Here is a 24703-nt window from a genome sequence, read left to right as displayed (position 1 = left end):
CATGACGGTTGAATGCGAGAGGGAGCGCTGCAGGGGCGTCCGGGCGCTCAACGCCCGACCGCGCGCACCTTTTCCGGGACGGATGATGCCATGCGCCTGTCGAAGGCCAGCAAAAGATTGCGCAGTTCCGGTTCCTGCACCCGTGTGGCTGCGTCCATGCAGGAAACCCATTCCAGGCTGCGGCTTTCGCGTTCCGGAAAGGTTTCAAGCATCTCGTCCACCTGCAATGCATGGACCTGCACGCGCACCGGCACCTTCACGCCCGTCTTGCGCTTCTTGACATAGGCATAGAAGCCGAAGGGCTCCTTCTCGGCCTTGCCGCGCACACCGGCTTCCTCATAGGCCTCCTGCTCGGCAACCGCATGAGCCTTCTTGCCCTTCATCGGCCAGCCCTTCGGAATCACCCATCGGCGCGTCTCGCGACTCGTGAGCAACAGCACCTGAAGGCCATGGACCGGGTGGAACCGATAGCACAGCGCGGCATACTGCTGCTGCGGCGGGCGCTGCAACATCAGGCGAAGATCGGCGGCGATTTGACTGAGCAGACTCACTTTCCTGGAACTCCGGATTTCGGGGTTACTCCTAACACAAATTTCCGCTTGCACAGCTGTTCATTTACGACGCAAAGCGAAATGTGATGCGGCCTTTGCGTCAGCTCGAACTTTTGTAGCACATGTAGGTTGCATGGGCCTTAAATATCAGCGTTCCCTTGAATATCCGCACAGTTTTTGACATCCGTCATGGCAGCCGAAGGTAGCGCTTGAAGGTGACGCCTGATCCGTGAGAGGAAACGGATCTGGACAGTTGGAGGAGACGGCGTGTCCGAAACGATCGCATTCCTGAAGCCGCGTGCAGACGTGCTGGCGCGCCGATCCACCATCATTGCCGATCTGGCGGATCTGCTGCCGCCCGAAGGTCTGGTGCACGAGCCGCGCGAACTGGTTCCCTTCGAGACGGACGCCTTCGTGTCCTATCGGCGGCTGCCGCTGGCGGTCGCGCTGCCTACCAGCACGGCGGAAGTGGCGGCGGTGCTGAGATACTGTCATCGCTACGGCATTCCGGTCGTACCGCGCGGGGCTGGCACCTCGCTCTGCGGTGGCGCCATTCCGCAGGAGGATGCGGTGGTGATCGGGCTGTCGCGCCTGTCGCGGATCCTTGAGATCGACCCCTTCAACCGCACCGCCACCGTTCAGGCGGGTGTCACCAACCTCGCCATTTCCGATGCGGTTTCGCCGGAAGGCTTCTTCTATGCGCCGGACCCCAGTTCGCAGCTCGCCTGCACGATCGGCGGCAATATCGGCATGAATTCCGGCGGCGCGCACTGCCTGAAATACGGCGTCACCACCAACAACCTGCTCGGCGTCACGCTTGTGCTGGTCGATGGCACGGTGATCGAACTGGGCGGCAAGCACCTGGATGCCGCCGGCTACGACCTCCTTGGCCTCGTCTGCGGCTCGGAGGGGCAACTCGGCATCGTGACGGAAGCGACGGTGCGCATTCTGGCCAAGCCCGAGGGCGCGCGGCCCGTGCTGTTCGGCTTCGAGACCTCGGAGGAGGCGGGCGCCTGCGTGGCCGATGTCATCGGCTCCGGAATCATTCCGGTCGCCATCGAATTCATGGACAAGCCGGCCATCGAGATATGCGAGGCCTTCGCCAAGGCCGGCTATCCGCTCGATGTCGGCGCGCTCCTGATCGTCGAGGTGGAGGGATCGGAAGCGGAGATGGATGCCATGCTTTCGCTGATCGTCGAGATTGCAAGGCGCCATGGCGTGAGAACTGTGCGGGAGTGCCAGTCGGCGACGGAGGCGGCGCTGATCTGGAAGGGCCGAAAGTCCGCCTTCGGCGCGACGGGCCGCATTGCCGATTACATCTGCATGGACGGAACGGTGCCGCTCAGCCAGCTGTCCCATGTGCTGAAGCGCACCGGCGAGATCGTTGCGGGCTTCGGGTTGCGCGTTGCCAATGTCTTCCATGCCGGCGATGGCAACATGCATCCGCTGATCCTGTTCAATGCCAACGACCCGGTGGAGGCGGCGAAAGCCGAGACTGCCGGCAACGAGATCCTCAAACTCTGCGTGGATGCCGGTGGCTGTCTGACGGGCGAGCACGGCGTGGGAATCGAGAAGCGGGACCTGATGCGCCACCAGTATTCCGAGGCCGACCTTGCCCAGCAGATGGCCGTGCGCGCCGCCTTTGATCCGCAATGGCTGATGAACCCCTCCAAGGTGTTTCCGCTCGAAGGGCGGCCGGCCGCATGAGCGCGATCCTGGTTCCCGTCTGCGAGGAAGAGGCCGCCGGCATGATCCGCGCCGCGGCCGCGGCCGGTCGCAGGCTTGCCATTTCCGGCGGCAATACCCGCTCCGGCTTCGGTTCGCCGGTTTCGGCCGATGCGGTGCTGCGGTCTGCAGGCATGTCCGGCATCGTGGCCTATGACCCGGCCGAAATGGTGATGACGGCGCGGGCCGGCACGCCGCTTGCGGAGATCGAGGAGACCCTTCTGGACAACGGCCAGATGCTCTCCTTCGATCCGATCGACCACCGGGCGATCATGGGCACCGACGGCGAGCCGACCATCGGCGGCGTGTTTGCCACCAATGCCTCCGGTCCCCGCCGGCTGTCGGCCGGGGCGGCGCGCGACAGCCTGCTCGGCATCCGCTTCGTCAACGGTCGCGGCGAGGTCATCCGCGCCGGCGGACGCGTCATGAAGAACGTCACCGGGCTCGATCTCGTCAAGCTTCTCGCCGGTTCGCATGGCACGCTGGGCTTCCTGACGGAAGTGACCTTCCGCGTGCTGCCGCGTCCGAAGACAGAGCAGACGATCATTGTCTCCGGCCTCGATGACGAAGCGGCGGCTCGGGTAATGGCCGCCGCCATGGGGCTTTCCGTGGAGGTTTCCGCCGCGGCGCATCTGCCGGAAAGCGTGCGCGGCCGTTTCCTCGGCGGGCATCTGCCGGAGGGCGCGGCCACGGTGCTGCGGCTGGAGGGGCTTGCCGCCTCGGTGCCGGTGCGGGCCGCCCGGCTTCGGGAGCTCTTTGGCCGGCATGCCCCGGTTTCGGCAAACGAAAACGAGGCCAGCGCTCACCTCTGGCGACAGATCCGCGACGTCGCCCCCTATGCCGACAGCACCAGCCGTCCGGTCTGGCGCGTCTCGGTTGCGCCCTCCGCCGGCTTCCAGGTGGTCGCGGCGCTGCGGCTGGAGGCGGGTATCGATGCCTTCTACGACTGGCAGGGCGGGCTTGTCTGGATGCGGATGGAGGCCGATCCCGAGCCAGACCTGCTGCGCCGCGCCATCGCCCATTTCGGCGGCGGCCATGCCACGCTGATGCGGGCGTCGGCGCAGATGCGCACCACCGTTCCGGCCTTCGAGCCGCTCTCGCCGGCGGTCGCCGCGCTCTCGGCCCGGGTGAAGCAGCAGCTTGATCCGGCCGGGATCTTCAATCCGGGCAAGATGGCAGGGCTCTGAACCATGCAGACATCCTTTACCGCCGAACAGCTTGTCGATCCGCAGGTGGCGGAATCGGAAAAGATCCTGCGGCGCTGCGTGCATTGCGGCTTCTGCACGGCCACCTGTCCCACCTATGTGACGCTAGGCAACGAGTTGGACAGCCCGCGCGGGCGCATATATCTCATCAAGGACATGCTGGAGAACGGTCGCCCGGCCGATGCGGAGGTGGTGAAGCACATCGACCGCTGTCTCTCCTGCCTTTCCTGCACCACGACCTGTCCCTCCGGCGTCGATTACATGCACCTCGTCGATCACGCGCGGGTGCATATCGAAAAGACCTATACCCGTCCGCCGCTCGACCGTTTCACCCGTGCGCTGCTGGCAGCGATCCTGCCCTATCCGGCACGGTTTCGCGCGGCGTTGAGGCTTGCGGGTCTTGCCCGTCCGCTGGCGCCGGTGTTTGCCCGCGTCAAGGCGCTGTCGCCCTTTGCCGCCATGCTGCAGCTTGCCCCGAAGGCGCTGCCCTCTGCATCGCCAGCCTCGTCCGGCCTCCTGGCGGAGCCCGGCCTTCGCCGCGGTCGCGTCGCTCTTCTGGAAGGCTGCGCACAGCCGGTGCTCGATCCCGGCATCAATGCCGCCACGCGCCGGTTGCTCGCGCGCTTCGGCGTGGCGGTGGTAAGCCCGAAGGGGGAGGGCTGCTGCGGCGCGCTGGTGCATCACATGGGCCGCGAGGCCGATGCGCTCGACTTCGCCCGCCGCAATGTCGATGCCTGGATGGCCGAGATCGAGGGGGAGGGGATCGATGCCATCCTGATCACCGCGTCCGGCTGCGGCACCACGATCAAGGATTACGGCCACATGCTGCGGCTCGATCCCGCCTATGCGCAAAAGGCTGCGCGTGTCTCGGCGCTCGCCCGCGACGTGACCGAATATCTGGCCACGCTCGACCTGCCACGGCTGGCGGCGCGCGGGCTGACGGTTGCCTATCATTCGGCCTGCTCGATGCAGCACGGTCAGAAGATCACGCTGCAGCCGAAGGCTCTTTTGAAGGCGGCGGGCTTTGCCGTGAAGGATCCGGCCGAAGGCCATCTCTGTTGCGGCTCCGCCGGCACCTACAACATCCTGCAGCCGGAGATTTCCGCACAGCTGAAGCAGCGCAAGGTGCGCAATCTGGAAGCCACGCAGCCGGATGTGGTGGCCACCGGCAATATCGGCTGCATCACGCAGATCCGCACCGGAACCGAGATCCCGGTGCTGCACACGGTGGAACTGCTGGACTGGGCCTATGGCGGGCCGAAACCCGCAAGGCTTCCGGCCTGACCGGGGTGGCGGCCCCAGCCCCTCCGGTCAGAATTTGTAGGAAACGCCGAAATTCACCGCATTGGTGATGATGTCGGTCTTCAGCGAGGCATTGCTGTCGATGTCGACATCGATCCAGTTATAGGTGCCCTTGTATTCCAGGAAGGCCGACCAGTTTTCGGTAAAGCGGTAGCTGACACCCGCCTGCGCCTGGATCGTCGCGCCGCCGAACTGATAGTCGAAGGTTTTGCCGGAGGCGCGGGTCACCTCCACATGCGGCACGTTGATGCCGACCCCGGCGCCGACATAGGGCGTGATCGGCAGGTCCTGCAGCGGGAAGCGGTAGAGCGCGTTCAGCGTCAGGATGTTCAGGCCGTCGGTGAACTCGAAATGCGACCAGCCGGCCTTGGCCATGGTCTCGTCGTCGGCATAGACCTTGTCATGCGTGTAATCGAGCGAGATGCCGACATTCGACAGCGCGCCCTCCTCGAACCAGTAGGTGCCGCGAATGCCCCAGTAGGGCGGGCTTGCAAAAGACTTGCCTTCCCAGCCGGCGGCAAAACTTGCCTGGTCGCTGACATCCACATCACTGTGCGGTGCCGACTGCCAGCCGCCATAGCCCGAGATTTCGAAATCGCCGGCCTGAGCCGCACTGACGACAAGACAGCCGGCAAACAGGGCGGCGGCGCGGATGGCATTGCGACGAATCATGACGGATGCTCTGGGTCCCATTGGCGTGGACCCAAGCTAAGCGGCCGGGCATGACAGGCACATGACAAACCTGTTGCCGCCTTGCCTCACATGACGATCACCGTGGTGCCGACGGGTACGCGTTGGTAGAGATCGGTGACATCCTCGTTGCGCATGCGGATGCATCCGGAGGAGACGCCGCTGCCGATCGTCCAGGGCGCATTGGTGCCGTGAATGCGGTAGAGAGTCGAGCCGAGGTAAAGTGCGCGCGCGCCGAGCGGGTTTTCCGGGCCGCCGTCCATCTTCACCGGCAGGTAATGACCCTTGGCCGCCTCGCGGGCGATCATTTCCTTCGGCGGATGCCAGTCCGGCCATTCGGCCTTGCGGGTCACCTTGTGGGCGCCGGCCCATTCGAAGCCCGGCTTGCCGACGCCGACACCATAGCGTTTCGCCTTGCCGCCCTCCATGACCAGATAGAGGAAGCGGTGCGGCGTATCGATGACGATGGTGCCCGGCGTCTCGCGCGTCTCGTAATCGACGATCTGCGGCAGGAATTGCGGCTCCAGCCGGCTGCGGATCACCGGGATCGGCTGCATGGCGGCGGCCTGAACCGGTGCGGTGGCCGACGGGCTGGCGGGCAGCGGCGGCTCCGGCGGACGAGGGCGGAGCTGCGTGGATTGCGTAGGCGGTGCAACGACCCTCGGGGTGGTCGACATCAGTTGCAGCGGTCTGCCGGGCAGACCGGTCTGGGACCGGCCGGCGCTTGAGGGGTAGGATGGGGTCGGCCGGGCGGTGCGCACCTGGCCGCCCAGCTGGCGGATCCAGGGCGCGGTGAGGTCCGGACTGACGATCACCGGCGGGCGCTCGCGGTAGCGCTCCTCGGCAGCGAGCGGCGCGGCGAGAACCAGAAGGCTCGGACCGATTGCCATCAGGGTCTTGCCGAAGCGTGTCCAGGGGCGCTGCATCCGCGACATCCTTTCCGAAAGGTTGACGCCGGCGATGGACCGGCATGCTGATGCCCCAGAACCTGCGCTGCAACCGCCACCGAAGGGTAAATGCAGGCTGCTGAAAAAGCGGGGTATTCTCCAAAATCCGGCAGAAGGTTAACCACCGGTTTGGAAACAGGGTTGAGGACTGGTAAACCTCGCTTCGGTCTGGCGGATTCGCCCAATGCCTGCATGTTTCGGGTGGCGGGCATCATCGCGCGCTGCCAGGGCAGGGGAGCTTGAGAGGAGTATTCATGCTGAAACCGGGCATCATCGAAGGGGCAGACGGCCGCTGCCGCTGCTTCTGGCACCAGGGCCTTGCCGATTACGAGCGCTATCATGACGAGGAATGGGGCCGTCCGGTCACCGAAGACATCCGCCTGTTCGAGAAGATATGCCTTGAGGGTTTCCAGTCCGGCCTCTCGTGGCTGACGATCCTGCGCAAGCGCGAGAATTTCCGCGCGGCCTTCGCCGGCTTCGATTTCGAGCGCGTCGCCACCTTCGATGAGGCAGATATCGAGCGCTGCGTGGCGGATGCCGGCATCATCCGCCATCGCGGCAAGATCGTTTCCACCATCAACAATGCCCGGCGCGCGGTGGAACTGCGTGACGAATTCGGCTCGCTCGCCCGCTTCTTCTGGTCCTACGAGCCGGGGCCGGAGGAACGTCCCGCGGTGATGGACCTCGACACGTTGCGGGCAAACCCGACGACACCCACTTCCATCCGCCTGTCGAAGGATCTGAAGAAACGCGGCTGGACCTTTGTCGGCCCCACCACCGTCTATGCCTTCATGCAGGCCATGGGCCTCGTCAACGACCATCTGGACGGCTGTTATCTGCAGCCGGTGGTGGAGGCGGAGCGGGCGGCGTTCGTCCGGCCCTGAACCTGTCTTATCAGTCGATGCTGAGCGCCAGCACGCGGCTGATTTCCGTCAGCGAGCGTCCGGATTGTGCCTTCCAGGTGTTGAAGGCCGCCTGCACCGCCGCCTTGTCGCGCGCCGAGGTAGGCGCCTTTGTAACGATGCCTTCCGCCACCAGCCGGTTCACCACGCTTTGCGACAGGATGAAGCTCTCGAGCCCGGCAAAACGAAGGAAATACTGGCCGGTATTGCCGCCCAGCCGTGAACCTTTCTTCTGCAGCAGATCGAGAAGGCCGATATAGTTATCCGCCGGCCAGGTGGCGAAGAAGGTGCCGGCGGAGCCGTGGTCGCGGGCAAGGTCAGCCAGAAAAACGGCATTTTCCTGAACGGATCTGATCTTTTGCCCGTGCCGGACGATCCGCGTATCGGAGACCAGCCGGCCGAAATCCTCATCGTGCAGCATCATGCAATGGCCGATATCGAAGCCCTCGAAGGCGGCTTCGAAACCCGGCCACATGGCATCCACGACCTTCCAGTTGAAGCCGGACTGGAAGATGCAGCGGGTCATCAGCGAGAGAAACCGGTCATCCGGCATCGCGGCAATCTCGGCCTGTGGTTTGGGAAACTGCAGACCCTCCCGCACCGCCGCTTCGCCCTTGCGATCAACCGCGAGCGACCAGATTTCCTCAAAACTGCGCATCACAGAGCCTCACTGCAAATCTCGTCGATCAGGGGTTTCACGTCTCCCAGCGTGGCGATCTCGCGAAAACGCGGCGCTTCCGCCGGCTTTTCCACATGCTCCAGCACCCAGGTCAGCTCGTGGGGCACGAAGACACCCCAGGCGCCTGCCGCAATCGCCGGCACTACGTCGGATTTCAGCGAATTGCCGATCATCATCGCCTGTTCCGGTCCCTCGCCGTGTTTGCCGAAGATGCGCCGATAGGTGGTGGCGGTCTTGTCCGAGACGATCTCGACCGCGTCGAAATAGTCGCCGAGACCGGATTGCGCCAGCTTGCGTTCCTGGTCGAAAAGGTCGCCCTTGGTGATCAGCACGAGGAAATAATGGCCGCAGAGCGCCTCCAGCGCCTCACGCGCATGCGGCAGACATTCCACCGGATGCGACAGCAGCTCGCGGCCGATCGAGAGGATTTTGCTGACCACCTCGGCCGGTGCCTTGCCCTCGGTCACCTCCAGCGCCGTCTCGATCATCGAGAGCGTAAAGCCCTTGATGCCGAACCCGTAATAGGCAAGGTTGCGCCGCTCCGCCTCCAGCAGCCGTTCGGAAACATGCTCGCCCTCGGCGAACTCGGCCAGAAGGTCGCGAAAATGGCTCTCCGTCAGCTTGTAATACTGCTCGTTCTGCCAGAGCGTATCATCGGCATCAAAACCGATCACCGTCAGCGGGCGCATGGTCATGGCGGTCCTCTTCCTCGCGTGTCGCCTCTACCCTAACCTCATGATGCGGCAATGCAATGGCGCTTGCGCGCCATTGCATCCTGCTCATTGCAGGCTCACTGCCCGTGTTTGGCAAGCCAGGCCCGCATCATGGCAATCTCGCCCTCCTGGGCGCGGATCACCTCTTCCGCCAGCTTGCGGATCTCCGGGTCCTTGCCGTGCTTGAGCTCGATCTTCGCCATGTCGATCGCCCCCTGGTGATGCGGGATCATCGAGCGGACGAAATCGACATCCGGATTGCCGGAATAGGCGATGGCCATATCGGTGTGCATCTTCGCATTGGCCGCTTCGAATTCCTGTGTCGAAGGCGACGCAGCCGCACCGGCTTTTGCGCCATGCATCTGGTGAGCACCGCCCTGCATGTTCTTATGCATGTTCTTGGGCATGCTGTTGTCCTGGGCGGTGGCAGGAAGGGCAAGAAGGGTGGCGGCCAGAAGGGCGGCCGAAAGGATTTTGGCGTTCATGGGTCTCTCCCGTTGTGACGCGACTGAAAGAAAACGGTCTTGTTTTCTGCGTCAGGCGCGGGGAGGGGGATCGGCGGGGCCGGGGGCCATGCCGGTGAGCGCCGAGATCGGCAGGGCCGCCGGATGATCGGCCATGGCCGGCCGGAAGGCGGCCAGCATAAGTTCCGGCACCAGCGAGGTGCAGGCGGCGCAGAGGCTCATGGCGCAGGCGACTTTTACCGGTTTTCCGTCGCACCCCGGACAGGGCGTCGTCTTGGCCGCGTGGTCATGCGCGCCGGCGCCTGCGGGCGGGTGCGCGGCAACAGCCGCCGCATGCGGCATCGCCTCCATGACCGGCGCATGGCCGGCATGGTCCTGCGCTGACGGCAGCGCAAGCGCCGGCATCAGGCTGGTAAACAGCCAGGCGATGACGGCGATGGGAAAGGCAAAACGGCGCATGACGAGCAAGATGATGATGCGACGGCGAAAAATCCAGTGAAATTCCGTTAACCTGCGATCACCCGGTGTATGGCCCGGTAATCGCCTGTTCCCTCGCCGAACGGAATGACCGGCCAGTCCCAGCTTGTGCGATGCGCGGGCACGGCCACGCCAGCGAGAAGATCGTCGTCTTCCAGCACTTTGCCCTGCCGGTCGCGGACTTCATAGGAAATGTCGGTGATCAGACAGGTGCGGCAGGGCAGGGCGCCGAGGCCTTCCAGATGCGCGGCAATCAGCGCCGGCACGATGTCCGCCGCGCGGTCCGCCTGGCCCTCGCGCTCCAGCCGCCGCCGGCAACCGACACCGATCTGCGACAGGATATTGGCCGAGACGACGAGATCGAGATACGGCACCTGGCGCAGGAAGGCGAGCGGCTCCGGTGTCCGGCCCGCCATTGCATCCTCGAAACCGGAAAGGTCGCGGTGGATCAGCCGCGTGTTGCGCAGGCCCTTCGCGGCAAGCCACAGCCGGACGCTGGAAAGATGCACGAGATCGACCAGCACCACCGTATCAAAGGCTTTCGAGAGCGCTCGGATCGGCACGTCGCGCAGCAGGCCGGAGCCCAGAACCACGGCAGTGCGCCGCTCCCGCATGGTCTTCACCGTCTCCAGCACCTGCGCCTGGCTTTTGGCCTCGTGCTCCGCCCAGGCCGTTTTGCACCGTCTGGCGCGGGCCGAGAGGCTGACGGAAGAGGCAATATGCGGGCGGAAGGCGGCGGGCGTCAGCGGCACGCTTGCGGCGTAATTCAGGGCTTCGAGGATCATGGGCTATCGGTCCACCGGCATTGAAAATTGCAGCCCCCCTCTGCCCTGCCGGGCATCTCTCCCACAAGGGGGGAGATCGGATGGGCGCACCGGCTTCCCGCCCCTAAGCGCCGATGTTAGGCGAGACGTTGCTGTTGACGAATCTCCCCACCCGTGGGGGAGATGCCCGGCAGGGCAGAGGGGGGCGAACTGGCTCCGTCCATTGGATCAGCTATCAACCGCTCAGATGTTCTTCGCGACTTTCCGCCATGCCGCCATCTTATCAGGCGAGCGTGAACGTCGCCAGCCTTCACCCTTGCCGCTTCTGGCGTGATCCTCTAAGAAACCGCTCAAAATTCCGGCCTTTTTGGTGAGGCGCCGGCGGCAAGGAAAAGCATCATGAGCGACAAGCAGAAGAAACCGCAGAAACTGAAAGCCCGCCTGCCGCGCGGCTTTGTCGATCGCACCGCCGCCGATATCCATGCCACCAACGAAATGGTCGCAAAGATCCGCGAGGTCTACGAGCGCTACGGTTTCGACCCGATCGAGACGCCGCTGTTCGAATATACCGATGCGCTCGGAAAATTCCTGCCCGACAGCGACCGCCCGAACGAGGGCGTTTTCTCGTTGCAGGATGACGACGAGCAGTGGATGAGCCTGCGCTACGACCTCACCGCGCCGCTCGCTCGCCACGTCGCCGAAAACTTTAACGAGATCCAGCTGCCCTACCGCACCTATCGCGCCGGCTATGTGTTCCGCAACGAAAAGCCGGGCCCGGGTCGCTTCCGCCAGTTCATGCAGTTCGATGCGGATTCGGTCGGCGCGCCGGGCGTGAACGCCGATGCCGAAATGTGCATGATGATGGCCGATACGCTGGAAGCGCTTGGCATCAAACGCGGCGATTACGTGATCCGCGTCAACAACCGCAAGGTTCTGGATGGTGTGATGGAAGCCATCGGTCTGGGCGGCGAGGAGAATGCGGGACGCCGGCTGAACGTGCTGCGGGCGATCGACAAGCTCGACAAGTTCGGCCCGGAAGGTGTGCGCCTGCTGCTCGGCGAAGGCCGCAAGGATGAAAGCGGCGACTTCACCAAGGGAGCGGGGCTTAATGAAGAGCAAATCCGGAAGGTTCTCTTCTTCGTCGGGATTAAGAATTATGCCGAAAGTGCTGCCGAACTGGCTGCCCTTGTCGAAGGCACCTCCAAGGGTGCGGAAGGCGTCGAAGAACTGAACACCATCGGCGCGCTTGTCGTTGGTGCTGGATATGATGCCGATCGCATCAAGATCGATCCCTCCGTCGTCCGCGGCCTCGAATATTACACCGGCCCCGTCTACGAAGCCGAACTCACCTTCGATGTCACCAACGAAAAGGGCGAAAAGGTCGTCTTCGGTTCGGTCGGCGGCGGCGGGCGGTATGATGGGCTCGTCTCGCGCTTCATGGGCCAGCCGGTGCCGGCCACCGGTTTTTCCATCGGCGTCTCGCGCCTGATGACGGCGCTGAAGAACCTCGGCAAGCTGGGGCAGGACGAGATCCTCGCGCCGGTTCTCGTCACCGTTATGGATGGCGATGTCGAGGCCATGGGGCGCTACCAGCGGTTCACCCAGGCACTGCGCAACGCTGGCATTCGTGCCGAAATGTACCAGGGCAACTGGAAGAAATTCGGCAACCAGCTGAAATATGCCGACCGTCGCGGCTCGCCCATCGCCATCATCCAGGGGGGTGACGAGCGGGCGCAAGGCGTCGTGCAGATCAAGGACCTGATCGAGGGCAAGCGTCTGTCCGGCGAGATCACCGACAATGCCGAATGGCGCGAGGCCCGCGTTGCGCAGGTCGTCGTGCCGGAAGCGGAGCTGGTGGAAAAGGTCAAGGAGATCCTCGCCCACCAGGCCGAAGACCGCCGCCGGGCGAAGGATGTTTGACGTGAGCGGCTCGCAGTTTTGGCCCCTCACCCTAACCCTCTCCCCGCAGGCGGGGAGAGGGGATCTGCCCGGTGCGACCTCGGTTGATGGCGGAAACGGCGCGGCATTCTCCTTCTCCCCGTCTGGACGGGGAGAAGGTGGCGGCAGCCGGATGAGGGGCAGCGACACAAGCTCAAAGGGAGCACCCCCATGCCCCTGATCGACATGCCCGATTTCGCCCCGGCGATCCTGGACGAATTTTCCCGGCGCAACACCACCCGCGTCGACACCCCGGTCATCCAGCCGGCGGAACCCTTTCTCGACATGGCGGGCGAAGACCTGCGCCGCCGGATCTTTCTGACCGAAAACGAGCGGGGGGAAAGCCTCTGCCTGAGGCCGGAATTCACCATTCCGGTCTGCCTGCGGCATATCGAAACCGCCACCGGCACGCCGAAACGTTATGCCTATCTCGGCGAAGTGTTCCGCCAGCGCCGCGAGGGTGCAAACGAATTCTATCAGGCAGGGCTGGAGGATCTGGGCGATACGGATGCAGCCACCGCTGACGCCCGGATCGTCGCCGATGCGCTGGCCTGCCTGCAGACCGTGCTGCCGTCACATGCCTTTGCCGTCACCATCGGCGATCAGGCGGTATTCGAGGCCGTCGTGGCAGCGCTTGGCCTTCCCGTCGGCTGGCAGCGCCGCCTCGTGCGCGCCTTCGGCCAGACGGATGTGCTGGAGGCGATCATTGCGCGTCTCGCAAGACCGCAACCGGTCGCCGGCCTTTCGCCGGAAGTGGAGCGCATGCTGGAGGCGGGTGATGACGCCGGCCTTGCCGCGCATCTGCGCGACGAGATGGAGCGCACCGGTTACCTCACCAATGCCAGCCGTGCGCCGGAAGAGATCGTGCGGCGGCTGAAGGAAAAGCGGCTGCTCGCCGGTGCCTCGCTCGATAGCGCCAAGCTCGATGCGCTGAAGGAGTTTCTCTCCATCAACGTCTCGCTGCGTTATGCGCCGGGCGTGCTGTCCGATTTCGCCCGCTCCGCCGCCCTGCCGCTGGAGGCGGCGATTGCCGGGTTCGACGCGCGCGTGGCAGCGCTTCGCGATGCCGGCGCCTCGCTTGCCGATATCACCTGGCGGGCCGCCTTCGGCCGTCCGCTCGATTATTACACCGGTCTCGTGTTCGAGGTCACCGTGCGTGGCGAACACGACGTGCTCATCGGCGGCGGGCGGTATGACCGCATGCTGACTCTGCTCGGCGCAAAGGATCACATCCCGGCCGTCGGTTTTTCCATGTGGCTGGACCGCATCCAGAAGGCGAAAGGGGGCGCGGCGATCCGAAAAGTGGAAGCCGGTTTTCGGACGCAATCGCCGCGCAAAAGCGGAGAACTACGATGACGATTACCATCGGGCTTCCCTCCAAGGGCCGCATGAAGGACGATGCCTCCGCCATCTTCGAGAAGGCCGGCATGAAGATCGTCGCCGTCGGCAATGACCGCTCCTATCGCGGCCGCGTCGAAGGGTTCGAGGATGTCGAGATCGCCTTCCTCTCGGCGTCTGAAATCTCGCGCGAGATCGGCAATGGCACCGTGGATTTCGGCGTCACCGGCGAGGATCTGGTGCGCGAGGGGCTGGCGGATGCCGATGCCCGCGTGGAGATTGCCGCCCGTCTCGGTTTCGGCCGTGCGGATGTGGTGGTCGCCGTACCGGAGATCTGGCTCGACGTGGAAACCATGGCAGACCTCGGGGATGTGGCCGCCGAATTCCGCGCCCGCCACGGACGGCGGCTGGCGATCGCGACAAAGTACTGGCGGCTCACCCAGCAGCATTTTTCCGGAAGCCACGGCATTCAGCTGTATCGTATCGTCGAAAGCCTCGGCGCGACCGAAGGCGCGCCGGCGGCGGGTCAGGCGGATATCATCGTCGACATCACCTCCACCGGTTCGACGCTCGTCGCCAACCACCTGAAAGTGCTGTCGGATGGCGTGATCCTGCGCTCCGAAGCCTGCCTTGTCCGCGCCCGCAAGCAGGAGCACGAGGGCAATGCGACGGTGGCGAAGATCATCGAGGCCGTGCGCGGGGTGGTTTGAGCGGACGTTCCGTCTGCCGCACCCAAGCCCCCACATCCGCCCTTCGGGCACCTTCTCCCCGAGGGGAGAAGGGAGGGGCGCGGGTGCCTTGCGCCACCTTAGAACTTGGACATCGGCGGATAGAGTGAACCGTAAAACGTCGAAGTCGGCTTATGCGTTAACGAAGGGCGCCGACGGTGCAGCTTAATCCTTCTCCCCCTCGGGGAGAAGGTGCCCGAAGGGCGGATGAGGGGGGCACGGTGCCACGCCACAAAAGTCCAGTCTCGACAACAAAAAACCCGCCGGATTGCTCCGGCGGGTTCGTTTTTGCCTTGCGGGCGGTGGATATCAGGCGGTGACGGCCGAGGCTGCGCCACGGCGGGCGTCCAGCGAATAGGCGCCGGCACCGACGGTGGCGAGCAGGATATAGGCGCCGGCCAGGGTAAAATTCTTCATCATCATGATGCTGTTCAGCGTGTTGATCCAGCCGAGCGCCGCGTCCGGCCAGCCCGGGATGGCAACCGTGCCGGAATGGAAGACGGCGCCGGTGAAGATGCAGAAGAGGGCAAGCGCCCAGCCGACGATCCGAACCTGGAAACCGACGAGAACGGCAAGACCGGTCACGAGTTCGAAGAGGCCGGCGAGATAGGCAAGGGCGGTCGCGGCCGGAAGGCCGGCGCCAGTGATCATGCCGGCCGTGCCGGAAGGATCGGCCAGCTTGCCGAAGCCGGACAGGATGAAGATGAAGGAGAGGAGGATGCGGGCAACGAAAATGACTGCGTTGTTGGTGGTCGACATGGAAAGTCTCCAGAGGGTGTGCCGTGGCGGCGGTGTATGTCTGGAGGAGAATATGCGCCAGATTGTCGCGCCGTGAAAGATGAACGGATGGAGACGAATTGTTCGGGAATAGTGAACGAGCGGGGCGTGTGATCTTGAGGCTTGACCTGAACTGCCCTTGAGGTTGCAGCATGGCGGAAACATCGAGGGCAAGAGAAATGGTCAAGATCGTTACCGACAAGGATCTCCTGGATCCTTCACTGATTGCTTTCGCGATCGAGGCGGTGGAGCAGGCGTTCCGCGAGAAAGCCGCCGGCAGGCTGGTCTCGCCGCCGAGGCATTGCGTCGCGATGGGCGATGCAGGCGATCTGGTGTTCACGGTGGGTGGCGTGACAGACGGGACCGAGCCGGTCGCCGGTTTCCGAGCCTACACGACCTTCAACGGGGAACGGGATGAGCAGGTCGTCGCCATCTGGAATCCCTCCACAGGCGCGCTCCTCGGGCTTGTCATCGGCGCGCGGTTGGGTGCCCTTCGAACCGGCGCGATCGGCGGCGTCGCGATCCGCCACATGGCGCGAGACGACGCGCGCATCGTCGGCGTCATCGGCAGCGGCGAGCAGGCCAAATCACAGCTGGAAGCGGCTGCCGAGGTGCGCCGGATCCAGCATGCCCTTGTCTACAGCCGCAACGAAGCAAACAGGCTTCGGTTTGCCGATGAAATGGAACGGCGTCTGGGCATATCCGTCCGTCCTGTCGAGACAGCCCGCCAGGCGGCGGAGCAGAGCGACATCGTGATCTGTGCAACGTCCAGCACGATGCCTGTTCTGGACGCGTCCTGGCTGAAGCCGGGCACGCATGTGAATACGGTCGGCCCCAAATTCGTCGATGCCCACGAGCTTGCGGTAGAGGTTGCCTCGGTCGCGCGAACGATCGCGACCGATTCCCCGGAACAGATGCTGGCCTATGCCAAGCCCTTCTTCCTCACCGACACGCCGGACATGATGCGCATCGAGGACCTCTCCCTGCTTGTCGCGACAGGCAAGCCGGTCAGGCGGCAGGAGGATGTCACGCTGTTCTGCTCCACCGGTCTGGCGGGCACGGAGGTTCTGGTAGCCGCAGCGATCCTCGAACGGTGCGCACCCGGCATTGAAATTGAGCGGTGAATATTCCTATCCTGCCCGAGGATGGACAGGGTGAGGAGGAACGGCGTGACGGCTTTAACGATAGGCTTTGCAGCCGGACTGCTGCTGGACGAGGCGCGGTCGAACTGGAGCGGCGAGGGACCGCGCCCTGTCCGCTGGTCCGCCTGGTATCCCGCCGCGGCAGGGAGCCTCGCGCGGGACATCGCGATCCCGCCGCGTCGCCCGCTTTATTCTCTTGGTCCACTGGCGCCCGAGGCGCCCCTTGCCGCCGATGCGGATCGCTATCCGGTGGTTCTGATCTCGCATGGCACCGGCGGTTCCGCCTCGGGTCTCGGCTGGCTCGCCTCTGCCCTTGCAGCGCAAGGTCGTGTGGTGCTGGGCGTTGATCATCATGGCAATACCGGCGTGGAAGCCTATCGTGCCGAAGGCTTTCTGTGCTGGTGGGAAAGGGCGCGGGATCTGAGTTTCCTGCTGGATTGCCTCTCGTCGGAGGGCGTGTTTGCCGGGCGGCTGGATCTTTCCGATGTCACGGCTGCCGGCTTTTCGCTGGGCGGTTATACGGCGCTGGCGCTGGCGGGTGCCATTACGGAAACGGAACGGATGATGGCCTTCGTCAAGGACCATCCCTCGACTGCCGGCCCGCAGGAAATGCCGGATCTTGCCGGCCAGATCGAGCCGCTTCTGGCGTCCAGCACCGTGTTCCGCCAGTCCTGGGAGCGGCAGTCGCAGAGCTACCGTGACGAGCGGCTGCGTGCGGTCGTAGCAATCGCGCCTGCGCCGCCGGTGCGTGGGTTCACGGAGACGAGCCTGCGCGACCTCCATCTGCCGGTGACGATCCTGTGTGGTGAGGCGGATGAGGAAGCACCCTATGACCTCTGCTCCGCCTGGCTGAACGAACGCCTGCCCAACAGTCGTCTGACCAGTCTCGGCAAGCATGTGGGGCATTACACGCTGCTGCCGGTCGGGGTAGAGACGGCGGCTCGCGACAATGCACATTACTGGGTGGATGCGCCGGGGGTTGACAGGGCCGCCGTGCACGCAATCGCCGCGCAACTGACGCTCGCAGCACTTGTCGGCCCGGCAAGCTGAAGCATCCGGCCCATGCAGAAAGGGCGCCGGTTGCCCGACGCCCTTTCCGTATTCCGAACCGGATGGTCCAGATGTAAGACCCGAAGGTCTTACATCATGTCCATGCCGCCCATTCCGCCCATGCCGCCCGGCATTGCGGGTGCATCCTTCTTCGGCAGTTCGGCGATCATGGCTTCCGTCGTGATCAGCAGCGAAGCAACCGAAGCGGCGTTCTGCAGAGCGGTACGAACAACCTTGACCGGGTCAACGATACCCATGGCGATCATGTCGCCATACTCGGAGGTCTGAGCGTTGTAGCCGAAGTTGTCGTCGTTCTTTTCGAGGATCTTGCCAACAACGATCGAAGCTTCGTCACCGGCATTGTCGGCGATCTGGCGAACCAGAGCCTGGAGTGCACGGCGAACGATGTTGATGCCGGCTTCCTGGTCGTCGTTTGCGCCCTTGACCGAGATCTTCGTGGAGGAACGCAGCAGAGCGGTACCACCGCCCGGGACGATGCCTTCCTGAACGGCCGCGCGGGTTGCGTTCAGAGCGTCGTCGATGCGGTCCTTGCGCTCCTTCACTTCGACTTCCGTTGCACCGCCAACGCGGATCACGGCAACGCCGCCAGCGAGCTTGGCAAGACGTTCCTGCAGCTTTTCGCGGTCGTAGTCGGAGGTGGTTTCTTCGATCTGGGCCTTGATCTGGGCAACGCGGCCTTCGATGTCAGCCTTCTGGCCGTTGCCATCGACGATCGTGGTGTTTTCCTTGGAGATCGAAACCTTCTTGGCGCGGCCGAGCATGTCGAGGGTGACATTTTCGAGCTTGATGCCGAGATCTTCGGAGATCACGGTACCGCCGGTCAGGATTGCGATGTCTTCCAGCATGGCCTTGCGGCGATCGCCGAAGCCCGGAGCCTTGACGGCAGCGATCTTCAGGCCGCCACGCAGCTTGTTGACGACGAGCGTTGCAAGAGCTTCGCCTTCGACGTCTTCAGCGATGATGACGAGCGGCTTGCCGGTCTGAACGACAGCTTCGAGAACCGGCAGCATGGCCTGGAGGTTCGAGAGCTTCTTTTCGTGCAGCAGGATGAAGGCGTCTTCCAGGTCAGCAACCATCTTTTCCGGGTTGGTGACGAAGTAGGGCGACAGGTAGCCGCGGTCGAACTGCATGCCTTCGACGACTTCGAGTTCGGTCTCGGCGGTCTTGGCTTCTTCAACCGTGATGACGCCTTCGTTGCCGACCTTCTGCATGGCTTCCGCGATGTCGCGGCCAACCTGTGCGTCGCCGTTTGCGGAGATGGTGCCGACCTGGGCAACTTCTTCCGAGGTGTTGATCTTCTTGGCCTTGGCCTGGAGATCCTTCACGACTTCAGCAACGGCGAGATCGATGCCGCGCTTCAGGTCCATCGGGTTCATGCCGGCAGCAACGGCCTTCTGGCCTTCGCGAACGATGGCCTGGGCCAGAACGGTTGCGGTGGTGGTGCCGTCGCCTGCGATGTCGTTGGTCTTCGACGCAACTTCGCGGACCATCTGGGCGCCCATGTTCTCGAACTTGTCTTCCAGTTCGATTTCCTTGGCAACCGATACACCGTCCTTGGTGATGCGCGGAGCGCCGAAGGACTTGTCGATGACGACGTTACGACCCTTCGGGCCGAGCGTTACCTTGACGGCATCAGCGAGAATGTCGACGCCACGCAGCATCTTTTCGCGCGCGGTGCGGCCGAATTTGACTTCTTTAGCAGCCATGTGAAAACTCCCTTGGGCTTATCAAGCCCGCTGTCGTTCAATCTTGAGGTGGAAGAACCGTCGGCCGAAGATCAGCCGATGATGCCCATGATGTCGGCTTCCTTCATGATCAGAAGGTCAACGCCGTCGATCTTGACTTCCGTACCGGACCACTTGCCGAACAGGACGCGGTCGCCGACCTTCACGTCGAGCGCAACCAGCTCGCCGTTGTCCTTGCGGGCGCCCGGACCAACAGCGATCACTTCGCCTTCTGCCGGCTTTTCCTTGGCGGTGTCGGGAATGATGATGCCGCCCTTGGTCTTTTCTTCAGACTCGACGCGACGAACGACAACGCGGTCGTGCAGCGGGCGGAAATTGGTGCTTGCCATTGTCTAATCCCTCGATCAAATGACATAGGCGGGTTCAAAGTTCCCCGCGATTGTGCTGTTAGCACTCCCAACTGGTGAGTGCCAGCGCCGTTGAGATAAGATTGGAGCCTGGATGAGTCAAGAACGGGGCCAAGAAATTTTATCCCGCGGCGGGGCTTTTGTGCCTGCCTCCGGCGTCCCGCTTTTTCTCATCCGCGCATGACCACTGTCGCCCCGTCCTTCGGTGAGCTGACGCTTGCCTTTGCGCGCATCGGCTGCCTGTCTTTCGGCGGCCCGGCGGCGCAGATCGCACTGATGCACCGCGTCTGCGTGGAGGAGAAGCGCTGGATTCGCGAGGAGCGCTATCTGCATGCGCTGAACTACTGCATGCTGCTGCCCGGCCCGGAGGCGCAGCAGCTTGCCACCTATATCGGCTGGCTGACGCACGGGGTGCGCGGCGGCATCGTCGCCGGCCTGCTCTTCGTCCTGCCCGGTCTTGCCGTCATCATCGGGCTCTCCACCGCCTATGCGCTCTATCAGGAGGCCGGCTGGCTGTCCGGCCTGTTCTTCGGCTTGAAGGCGGCGGTACTGACCATCGTGCTGGAGGCGGTGCTGCGGCTGGCGCGCCGCACGCTGAAGACCCGTTTCCTGCGAGGACTTGCGGTTTTCGCCTTCCTGGCGCTCTTCGTGCTGGCGCTGCCGTTTCCGCTGGTGGTGCTGGCGGCGGGAATTGCCGGCTATCTGCGGGCACGGAGCCTGCCGGCTGAACCCGTCGCAGCCGGACCGGCGGAGGTGTTGCGCCCCCGTCCGCCGCCCGGTCGCGCCCTGCTGCAGCTGGGGTTCTGGATCCTCGTCTGGCAACTGCCCTTACTCATTCTCTCGCTGCTTGCCGGCGCGGACAACCTTGCCGCCATGTTCGCCTTCTTCTCCAGAATGGCGCTCGTCACCTTTGGCGGTGCCTATGCGGTGCTTGCCTATGTGGCGCAGGTCGCCGTGCAGGATTACGGCTGGCTGAGACCGGGCGAGATGCTGGACGGGCTGGCGCTGGCCGAAACCACGCCCGGCCCGCTGGTGCTGGTGCTCTCCTATGTCGGCTATCTCGTCGGCTTCCGCACGGTGCCGGGGCTGGAGCCGGTGATCGGCGGCATTCTCGGCGCGGTTCTGGTGGCCTGGGCCACCTTCGTGCCGAGCTTCATCTGGATCTTTGCCGGTGCGCCCTATATCGAGCGGCTGCGCGGCAAGCCGCAGATTTCCGCGGCCCTGTCGGCCATCACCGCGGCCGTCGTCGGCGTCATCGCCAATCTGGCGCTGTGGTTCGGCCTGCATGTGCTGTTTGCCGAGGTGCAGCGCCTGCCGCTCCTTCCCGCCTGGACGGGCGAGGGCGCGCCGGGTCTCTGGTGGCCGCGGCTTGCCTCGCTCGATCCGGCGGCGTTCGTTCTCTTCGTCGTTTCTGCCGTTCTGCTGCTGCGGCTGAAGATCGGCATGGTGAAGGTGCTTGGCCTGTGCGCGGCTGCCGGACTTCTCTGGCGGCTGACGGGGGTCTGACGGGGATATGACACCGGGGCCGGCGCGGCGCCTGCCTTGCGCGTTCGCACGGAAACTCCTTGCCATCGGGCGTTAGCTTTGCCATGTCAGCGCCATATCTTTTTCAGGGCACCGGATGATCATGGCACACCGCATTCAGAATCTCAGCGCGATCACGGCGGGCTATCAGCTCGTGCTTTCGGATGTGTGGGGCGTGCTGCATAATGGCGTCGATGCCTTTCCGGCCGCCTGCGTGGCGCTCGCCGATGCCCGCAAGGCAGGGCTTGCCGTGGTGCTGATCACCAATTCGCCGCGTCCGGCGCCGGGCGTCATAGACCAGCTGCGTGTGCTCGGCGTGCCGGACGAGGCCTATGACCGCATCGTCACCTCCGGCGACGTGACCCGCCGGCTGATTGCCGAAGGCCCGAAAAAGGTGTTCCTGCTCGGCCCCGAGCGCGACATGCCGCTGCTCGAAGGGCTCGATGTCACCGTGACCGGCGAGGAGGCGGCAGAGGCGATCGTCTGCACCGGCTTCTTCGATGACGAAACGGAAGTGCCGGAAGACTATCACGACATGCTGACCCGCTTCGTCGCCAAGGGTGCGCCGCTGATCTGCGCCAATCCGGATCTGGTGGTTGAGCGCGGCCATCGCATCATCCCCTGTGCGGGCGCCGTTGCCGCCTATTACGAACAGCTCGGCGGCTCCACCCGCATTGCCGGCAAGCCGCACCGGCCGATCTACGAGGCAGCGCTTGCCGCTGCCCGCGAGGTCCGCGGCGAGATCGACATGGCCAAGGTGATCGCCGTTGGCGACGGCATGCCGACCGATGTGAAGGGGGCGCTCAGCTACGGCCTCGACCTTCTCTACATTTCCGGCGGCATCCATGCGGCCGAGTACACGGTGAACGGTGAGACCGACGAGGCGATCCTCAATGCCTATCTGAAGCGCGAGGGGGCGACGCCGAAGTGGTGGATGCCGCGCCTCGCCTGACGGAAGATCGCCTCATGACCGTATTTCACCGCAATGAGAAGAAGGAGCCGCTGCCGGCCGACCTGCAGGGCGGTGTGGTGGCGATCGGCAATTTCGACGGCGTGCATCGCGGCCACCGCAGCGTGCTGGAGCGGGCGCTGGCGCTGGCCGAACAGCGCGGCGTGCCGGCGCTGGTGCTGACCTTCGAACCGCATCCGCGTACGGTCTTCCGGCCGGACCAGCCGGTGTTCCGCCTGACCCCTGCACCGCTCAAGGCCCGCCTGCTGGCGGCCATGGGCTTCCACTCGGTCATCGAATATCCGTTCGACCGCAATTTCTCGCAGCGCTCCGCCGAGGATTTCGTCCAGACCGTCCTCTGCGGCTGGCTGAAGGCGAGCGGTGTCGTCACCGGCTTCGATTTCCATTTCGGCCGGGGCCGCGAGGGTGGCCCGGCTTTCCTGATGGAGGCCGGTCGCCGCTACGGCTTCGACGTGTCGCTGGTCGATGCCTTCCGTGACGAGGGTGCCGAGGTGATTTCGTCCAGTCGCATCCGCGCCCTGCTCGGCGAAGGCAATGTGGTGGAAGCTGCCGGCCTGCTTGGCTACCGCTACACGGTGGCGGCCGAGGTGATCGATGGCGAGAAGCTGGGGCGCACGCTCGGCTATCCCACCGCCAACATGCGCCTTGCGCCGGAAACCGAACTCAGGTCCGGCATCTATGCCGTTCGCTTCCGCCGGCTGGACGGTTCGCTTCACGACGGCGTCGCAAGTTATGGCCGCCGCCCGACGGTGACCGACAACGGCGCGCCGCTGCTCGAAACCTTCCTCTTCGATTTCTCCGGCAGCCTCTATGGCGAGGTCTCGTCGGTTTCGTTCTTCGGCTATCTGCGCCCGGAACTGAAGTTCGACGGTCTCGACGCGCTGGTGGCGCAGATGAAGCAGGACGAGGCGGAGGCAAAGGCGCTGCTGCAGGGCGTCCAGCCGCTCGGGGCTCTGGACGCCCGGATCGCCTTCTGAGAAGAGGCCTCGTCAGGCCCGCGCGCGCATCGCGTGACGGGGCTGCTGCCGTGCCAGCGCTGCCGGCGGCAGGGTATCGGCGGTAAAGGCGCCGAGTTCGATCACGCGGCCGGTCTCGGCCATGCAGATCTCGGTGATCGGGTGTTCGCATTCGCCGGCGGCAAAGTGCAGTGCTGCCTCGCGGGTGCGGAACAGCCCGCCGACACGATCCTGACGGTCGTGCACCACCCACCAGCCGTGATGATCGCGGCCGATGGTGAAGCGGGGCAGGGATGCGATGCAGGATCGTTGGTGATCCTCGGCTTTCTGGGCGGAACCCATCATAGTCTCCTTGTTCGACAGGGTCAGAGCCGGCAGCGCAGGCCGCCTTGCGTGGCAAGGGCGGCTGCCTGCAGGAAGGGAAGGTCGGTCGAAAGGCCGACGAGCGAGAGAGCGGTGCGCAGCGCCGCCAGATTCTGCGCTTCCACCGGCACCAGCGGCAGGCGCACTTCCGGCGAGGTGCCGAACACATAGGCAAGCGCCTGCTTCAACGTCGAGACCGGATGATCGCGGTCCATGGCATCGAGCAGCGGCTGCAGGCGCGTCTGCAATGCATGCGCGGCCTTGAGATTGCCGCCTGCGGCCGCATGATGCAGCGAGGCGGCCAAACGCGGTGCGACATTGGCGACCCAGGAGATGCAGCCGGCCGAACCGAGAAAGCCCGTGACATCGCCCTGCCCGTCGCCGCAATAGAGACGGGTGCGCAGGCGCGTGTCATCGGAGAGGCCGAAGAGGGCAGCGTGATCGCGCGAGCCGTCGATGATGCCGGACACGTTCGGCAGGCCGGCCAGGCGCTCAACAAGTTCCGGTGTCAACGCAAGCATGGTGGTGGCGGGGCGGCTCAGCAGAAGCACCGGCAGGCCGGCACCGGCGGTGATCTGCATCACATGCCGCACCACGCCCTCTGCGCAGGGCTTGTTGTAATAGGGCAGGACCAGAACGGCTCCATCGACGCCGGCCTGGCGTGCCTCATCGATCAGCGTTATCGCCCTGTCGGTGGAGTTGGTGACGATGCCGGCAAGCACAGGCACGCGACCATGCGCCACCTCGATGGCCGTGGCCATGACGGTGGCCCGCTCGGCAGGCGTCAGGCAATGGGATTCGCTCGCCTCGCCGCAGACGACGAGGCCCTCGATCCCGGCCTGGATCTGCCATTCGATCAGCAGCGACAGGCCGGTATGGTCCAGCGTGCCGTCCCGGAACGGGGTGACGAGATCGACGAAGGTTCCCTGAAACGGGGAAAGAGGCATGATGGCGGCTCCCGTCACACCTGCGGCTCGGCCATCAGCCGGCTGAGCAGGCGCCCGAAACGCTGGCGCCCAAAACGTTGGCGCCAGGGGAGCGTTGCGGCAGCAGGCGCGTTCGCTGCGGGGGGTGTCGCCTGCGGCGCCGAGGTCTCGCGGCTTGCCGCGCGGATGATGGAAAAGAGTTCGTGCGCCTGGATATCCTGCGCGCAGAAGAGGCTGAGCCTGTACATGGGTAGATCCCTCATGCTGTTGCAGGCTCAAAGCTAGGCCTGCCGGCATCAGGTTTCGATTTGGAAATCATCCGGCCCGCATCAAGATTTCCTCAAGACGGCGCGGCCGCCGCTGGCTGGCGCCGGAGGCTCCGTTGACGCTTCCTTCGGCCTGCCGGACGCGTGTGCCGTGCGAATAGCTGTGGAAGGCCGGACGTTTACCCTTTGTTGA

26 protein-coding genes are annotated in these 24703 nt (G+C 64.5%); 12 read left to right on the top strand and 14 right to left on the bottom strand.

Annotated features, from left to right (window positions below):
- Positions 1-47: 47 nt before the first annotated feature.
- Positions 48-512 carry an NUDIX hydrolase gene (locus KLP42_RS03490; protein WP_215564832.1) on the bottom strand — a complete coding sequence of 155 codons (465 nt, stop codon included), beginning with the start codon at positions 510-512 and terminating at the stop codon, positions 48-50.
- Positions 513-818: 306 nt separating this feature from the next.
- On the opposite strand from KLP42_RS03490, the gene KLP42_RS03485 reads away from it, so the two are divergent.
- Genes KLP42_RS03485 through glcF form a run of 3 tightly spaced genes read left to right on the top strand, consistent with a single transcriptional unit; the run spans position 819 to position 4765 of the window.
- Entirely contained in the window at positions 819-2258 is a 1440-nt protein-coding gene (locus KLP42_RS03485; RefSeq protein ID WP_215564766.1) for an FAD-binding oxidoreductase, read from the top strand.
- Positions 2255-3463 (top strand): glycolate oxidase subunit GlcE, encoded by a 1209-nt coding sequence (gene glcE, locus KLP42_RS03480; RefSeq protein ID WP_215564765.1) that lies wholly within the window; start codon positions 2255-2257, stop codon positions 3461-3463. Before KLP42_RS03485 ends, glcE begins: the two co-directional genes overlap by 4 nt.
- A gap of 3 nt (positions 3464-3466) precedes the next feature.
- Positions 3467-4765: a glycolate oxidase subunit GlcF gene (gene glcF, locus KLP42_RS03475; protein ID WP_215564764.1), complete on the top strand. Its 1299-nt coding sequence runs from the start codon at positions 3467-3469 to the stop codon at positions 4763-4765.
- 27 nt (positions 4766-4792) lie between these two features.
- On the opposite strand, the gene KLP42_RS03470 is transcribed toward glcF, so the two are convergent.
- Together KLP42_RS03470 and KLP42_RS03465 are read right to left on the bottom strand one after the other, a co-directional pair.
- Positions 4793-5455, bottom strand: coding sequence for an outer membrane protein (locus tag KLP42_RS03470; RefSeq protein WP_215564763.1), 663 nt, complete (start codon positions 5453-5455; stop codon positions 4793-4795).
- An 86-nt stretch (positions 5456-5541) separates the two neighbouring features.
- Positions 5542-6363 (bottom strand): L,D-transpeptidase, encoded by an 822-nt coding sequence (locus KLP42_RS03465; RefSeq protein ID WP_215564831.1) that lies wholly within the window; start codon positions 6361-6363, stop codon positions 5542-5544.
- A gap of 311 nt (positions 6364-6674) precedes the next feature.
- Between KLP42_RS03465 and KLP42_RS03460 the strand changes: the two genes are divergently transcribed.
- Positions 6675-7304 carry a DNA-3-methyladenine glycosylase I gene (locus tag KLP42_RS03460; RefSeq protein ID WP_215564762.1) on the top strand — a complete coding sequence of 210 codons (630 nt, stop codon included), beginning with the start codon at positions 6675-6677 and terminating at the stop codon, positions 7302-7304.
- A 10-nt stretch (positions 7305-7314) separates the two neighbouring features.
- On the opposite strand, the gene KLP42_RS03455 is transcribed toward KLP42_RS03460, so the two are convergent.
- The 5 genes from KLP42_RS03455 to KLP42_RS03435 form a co-directional block, all read right to left on the bottom strand.
- Positions 7315-7980, bottom strand: a complete 666-nt coding sequence (locus tag KLP42_RS03455) for a DNA-3-methyladenine glycosylase I (RefSeq protein ID WP_215564761.1) — start codon at positions 7978-7980, stop codon at positions 7315-7317.
- Positions 7980-8696 carry an HAD family hydrolase gene (locus tag KLP42_RS03450; protein WP_215564760.1) on the bottom strand — a complete coding sequence of 239 codons (717 nt, stop codon included), beginning with the start codon at positions 8694-8696 and terminating at the stop codon, positions 7980-7982. Before KLP42_RS03450 ends, KLP42_RS03455 begins: the two co-directional genes overlap by 1 nt.
- A 95-nt stretch (positions 8697-8791) precedes the next feature.
- The gene (copM, locus tag KLP42_RS03445) at positions 8792-9199 is read right to left on the bottom strand and encodes a CopM family metallochaperone (protein ID WP_215564759.1); all 408 of its coding nucleotides are present in this window, start codon (positions 9197-9199) and stop codon (positions 8792-8794) included.
- Positions 9200-9250: 51 nt separating this feature from the next.
- Entirely contained in the window at positions 9251-9646 is a 396-nt protein-coding gene (locus tag KLP42_RS03440; RefSeq protein WP_215564758.1) for a hypothetical protein, read from the bottom strand.
- 38 nt (positions 9647-9684) lie between these two features.
- Entirely contained in the window at positions 9685-10440 is a 756-nt protein-coding gene (locus KLP42_RS03435; RefSeq protein WP_215564757.1) for a hypothetical protein, read from the bottom strand.
- A gap of 378 nt (positions 10441-10818) precedes the next feature.
- Between KLP42_RS03435 and hisS the strand changes: the two genes are divergently transcribed.
- The 3 genes from hisS (at position 10819) to hisG (ending at position 14405) form a co-directional block, all read left to right on the top strand.
- The gene (gene hisS, locus KLP42_RS03430; RefSeq protein WP_215564756.1) at positions 10819-12339 is read left to right on the top strand and encodes a histidine--tRNA ligase; all 1521 of its coding nucleotides are present in this window, start codon (positions 10819-10821) and stop codon (positions 12337-12339) included.
- 189 nt (positions 12340-12528) lie between these two features.
- Positions 12529-13713, top strand: coding sequence for an ATP phosphoribosyltransferase regulatory subunit (locus KLP42_RS03425; protein ID WP_215564755.1), 1185 nt, complete (start codon positions 12529-12531; stop codon positions 13711-13713).
- On the top strand, positions 13710-14405 hold the full coding sequence (gene hisG / locus KLP42_RS03420) for an ATP phosphoribosyltransferase (protein ID WP_215564754.1): 696 nt from the start codon (positions 13710-13712) through the stop codon (positions 14403-14405). The genes KLP42_RS03425 and hisG overlap by 4 nt, the downstream gene beginning before the upstream one ends.
- 327 nt (positions 14406-14732) lie before the next feature.
- On the opposite strand, the gene KLP42_RS03415 is transcribed toward hisG, so the two are convergent.
- Positions 14733-15182: a DoxX family protein gene (locus KLP42_RS03415; RefSeq protein ID WP_215564753.1), complete on the bottom strand. Its 450-nt coding sequence runs from the start codon at positions 15180-15182 to the stop codon at positions 14733-14735.
- A 197-nt stretch (positions 15183-15379) separates the two neighbouring features.
- Between KLP42_RS03415 and KLP42_RS03410 the strand changes: the two genes are divergently transcribed.
- Positions 15380-16324 (top strand): ornithine cyclodeaminase family protein, encoded by a 945-nt coding sequence (locus tag KLP42_RS03410; RefSeq protein ID WP_215564752.1) that lies wholly within the window; start codon positions 15380-15382, stop codon positions 16322-16324.
- Between the two features lie 45 nt (positions 16325-16369).
- Complete coding sequence (locus KLP42_RS03405) at positions 16370-17392, top strand: alpha/beta hydrolase family protein (protein ID WP_215564751.1); 1023 nt, start codon at positions 16370-16372, stop codon at positions 17390-17392.
- 89 nt (positions 17393-17481) lie between these two features.
- On the opposite strand, the gene groL is transcribed toward KLP42_RS03405, so the two are convergent.
- On the bottom strand, positions 17482-19119 hold the full coding sequence (groL, locus tag KLP42_RS03400) for a chaperonin GroEL (protein ID WP_215564750.1): 1638 nt from the start codon (positions 19117-19119) through the stop codon (positions 17482-17484).
- Between the two features lie 71 nt (positions 19120-19190).
- Positions 19191-19487, bottom strand: a complete 297-nt coding sequence (groES, locus tag KLP42_RS03395) for a co-chaperone GroES (protein WP_215564749.1) — start codon at positions 19485-19487, stop codon at positions 19191-19193.
- 198 nt (positions 19488-19685) lie between these two features.
- On the opposite strand from groES, the gene chrA reads away from it, so the two are divergent.
- From chrA to KLP42_RS03380, 3 genes are all read left to right on the top strand, one after another.
- Positions 19686-21011: a chromate efflux transporter gene (gene chrA / locus KLP42_RS03390; RefSeq protein WP_215564748.1), complete on the top strand. Its 1326-nt coding sequence runs from the start codon at positions 19686-19688 to the stop codon at positions 21009-21011.
- 121 nt (positions 21012-21132) lie between these two features.
- A complete protein-coding gene (locus KLP42_RS03385; RefSeq protein ID WP_215564747.1) occupies positions 21133-21981 on the top strand; it encodes a TIGR01459 family HAD-type hydrolase in 849 nt (282 codons plus the stop codon).
- 14 nt (positions 21982-21995) lie between these two features.
- Positions 21996-22976 (top strand): bifunctional riboflavin kinase/FAD synthetase, encoded by a 981-nt coding sequence (locus KLP42_RS03380; RefSeq protein ID WP_215564746.1) that lies wholly within the window; start codon positions 21996-21998, stop codon positions 22974-22976.
- A gap of 12 nt (positions 22977-22988) precedes the next feature.
- Here KLP42_RS03380 and KLP42_RS03375 read toward each other — a convergent pair whose 3' ends face one another.
- Genes KLP42_RS03375 through KLP42_RS03365 form a run of 3 tightly spaced genes read right to left on the bottom strand, consistent with a single transcriptional unit; the run spans position 22989 to position 24492 of the window.
- Positions 22989-23297: a hypothetical protein gene (locus KLP42_RS03375; protein ID WP_215564745.1), complete on the bottom strand. Its 309-nt coding sequence runs from the start codon at positions 23295-23297 to the stop codon at positions 22989-22991.
- 23 nt (positions 23298-23320) lie between these two features.
- On the bottom strand, positions 23321-24265 hold the full coding sequence (locus KLP42_RS03370) for a dihydrodipicolinate synthase family protein (RefSeq protein ID WP_215564744.1): 945 nt from the start codon (positions 24263-24265) through the stop codon (positions 23321-23323).
- Positions 24266-24279: 14 nt separating this feature from the next.
- Complete coding sequence (locus KLP42_RS03365; protein ID WP_188134280.1) at positions 24280-24492, bottom strand: hypothetical protein; 213 nt, start codon at positions 24490-24492, stop codon at positions 24280-24282.
- Between the last annotated feature and the right edge of the window lie 211 nt (positions 24493-24703).

This window comes from Rhizobium sp. CSW-27 (genome assembly GCF_018760785.1).
Classification (GTDB): domain Bacteria; phylum Pseudomonadota; class Alphaproteobacteria; order Rhizobiales; family Rhizobiaceae; genus Neorhizobium.
Note: the sequence above shows the minus strand (reverse complement) of the source record. Positions and strands in the feature narration are given on the sequence as shown.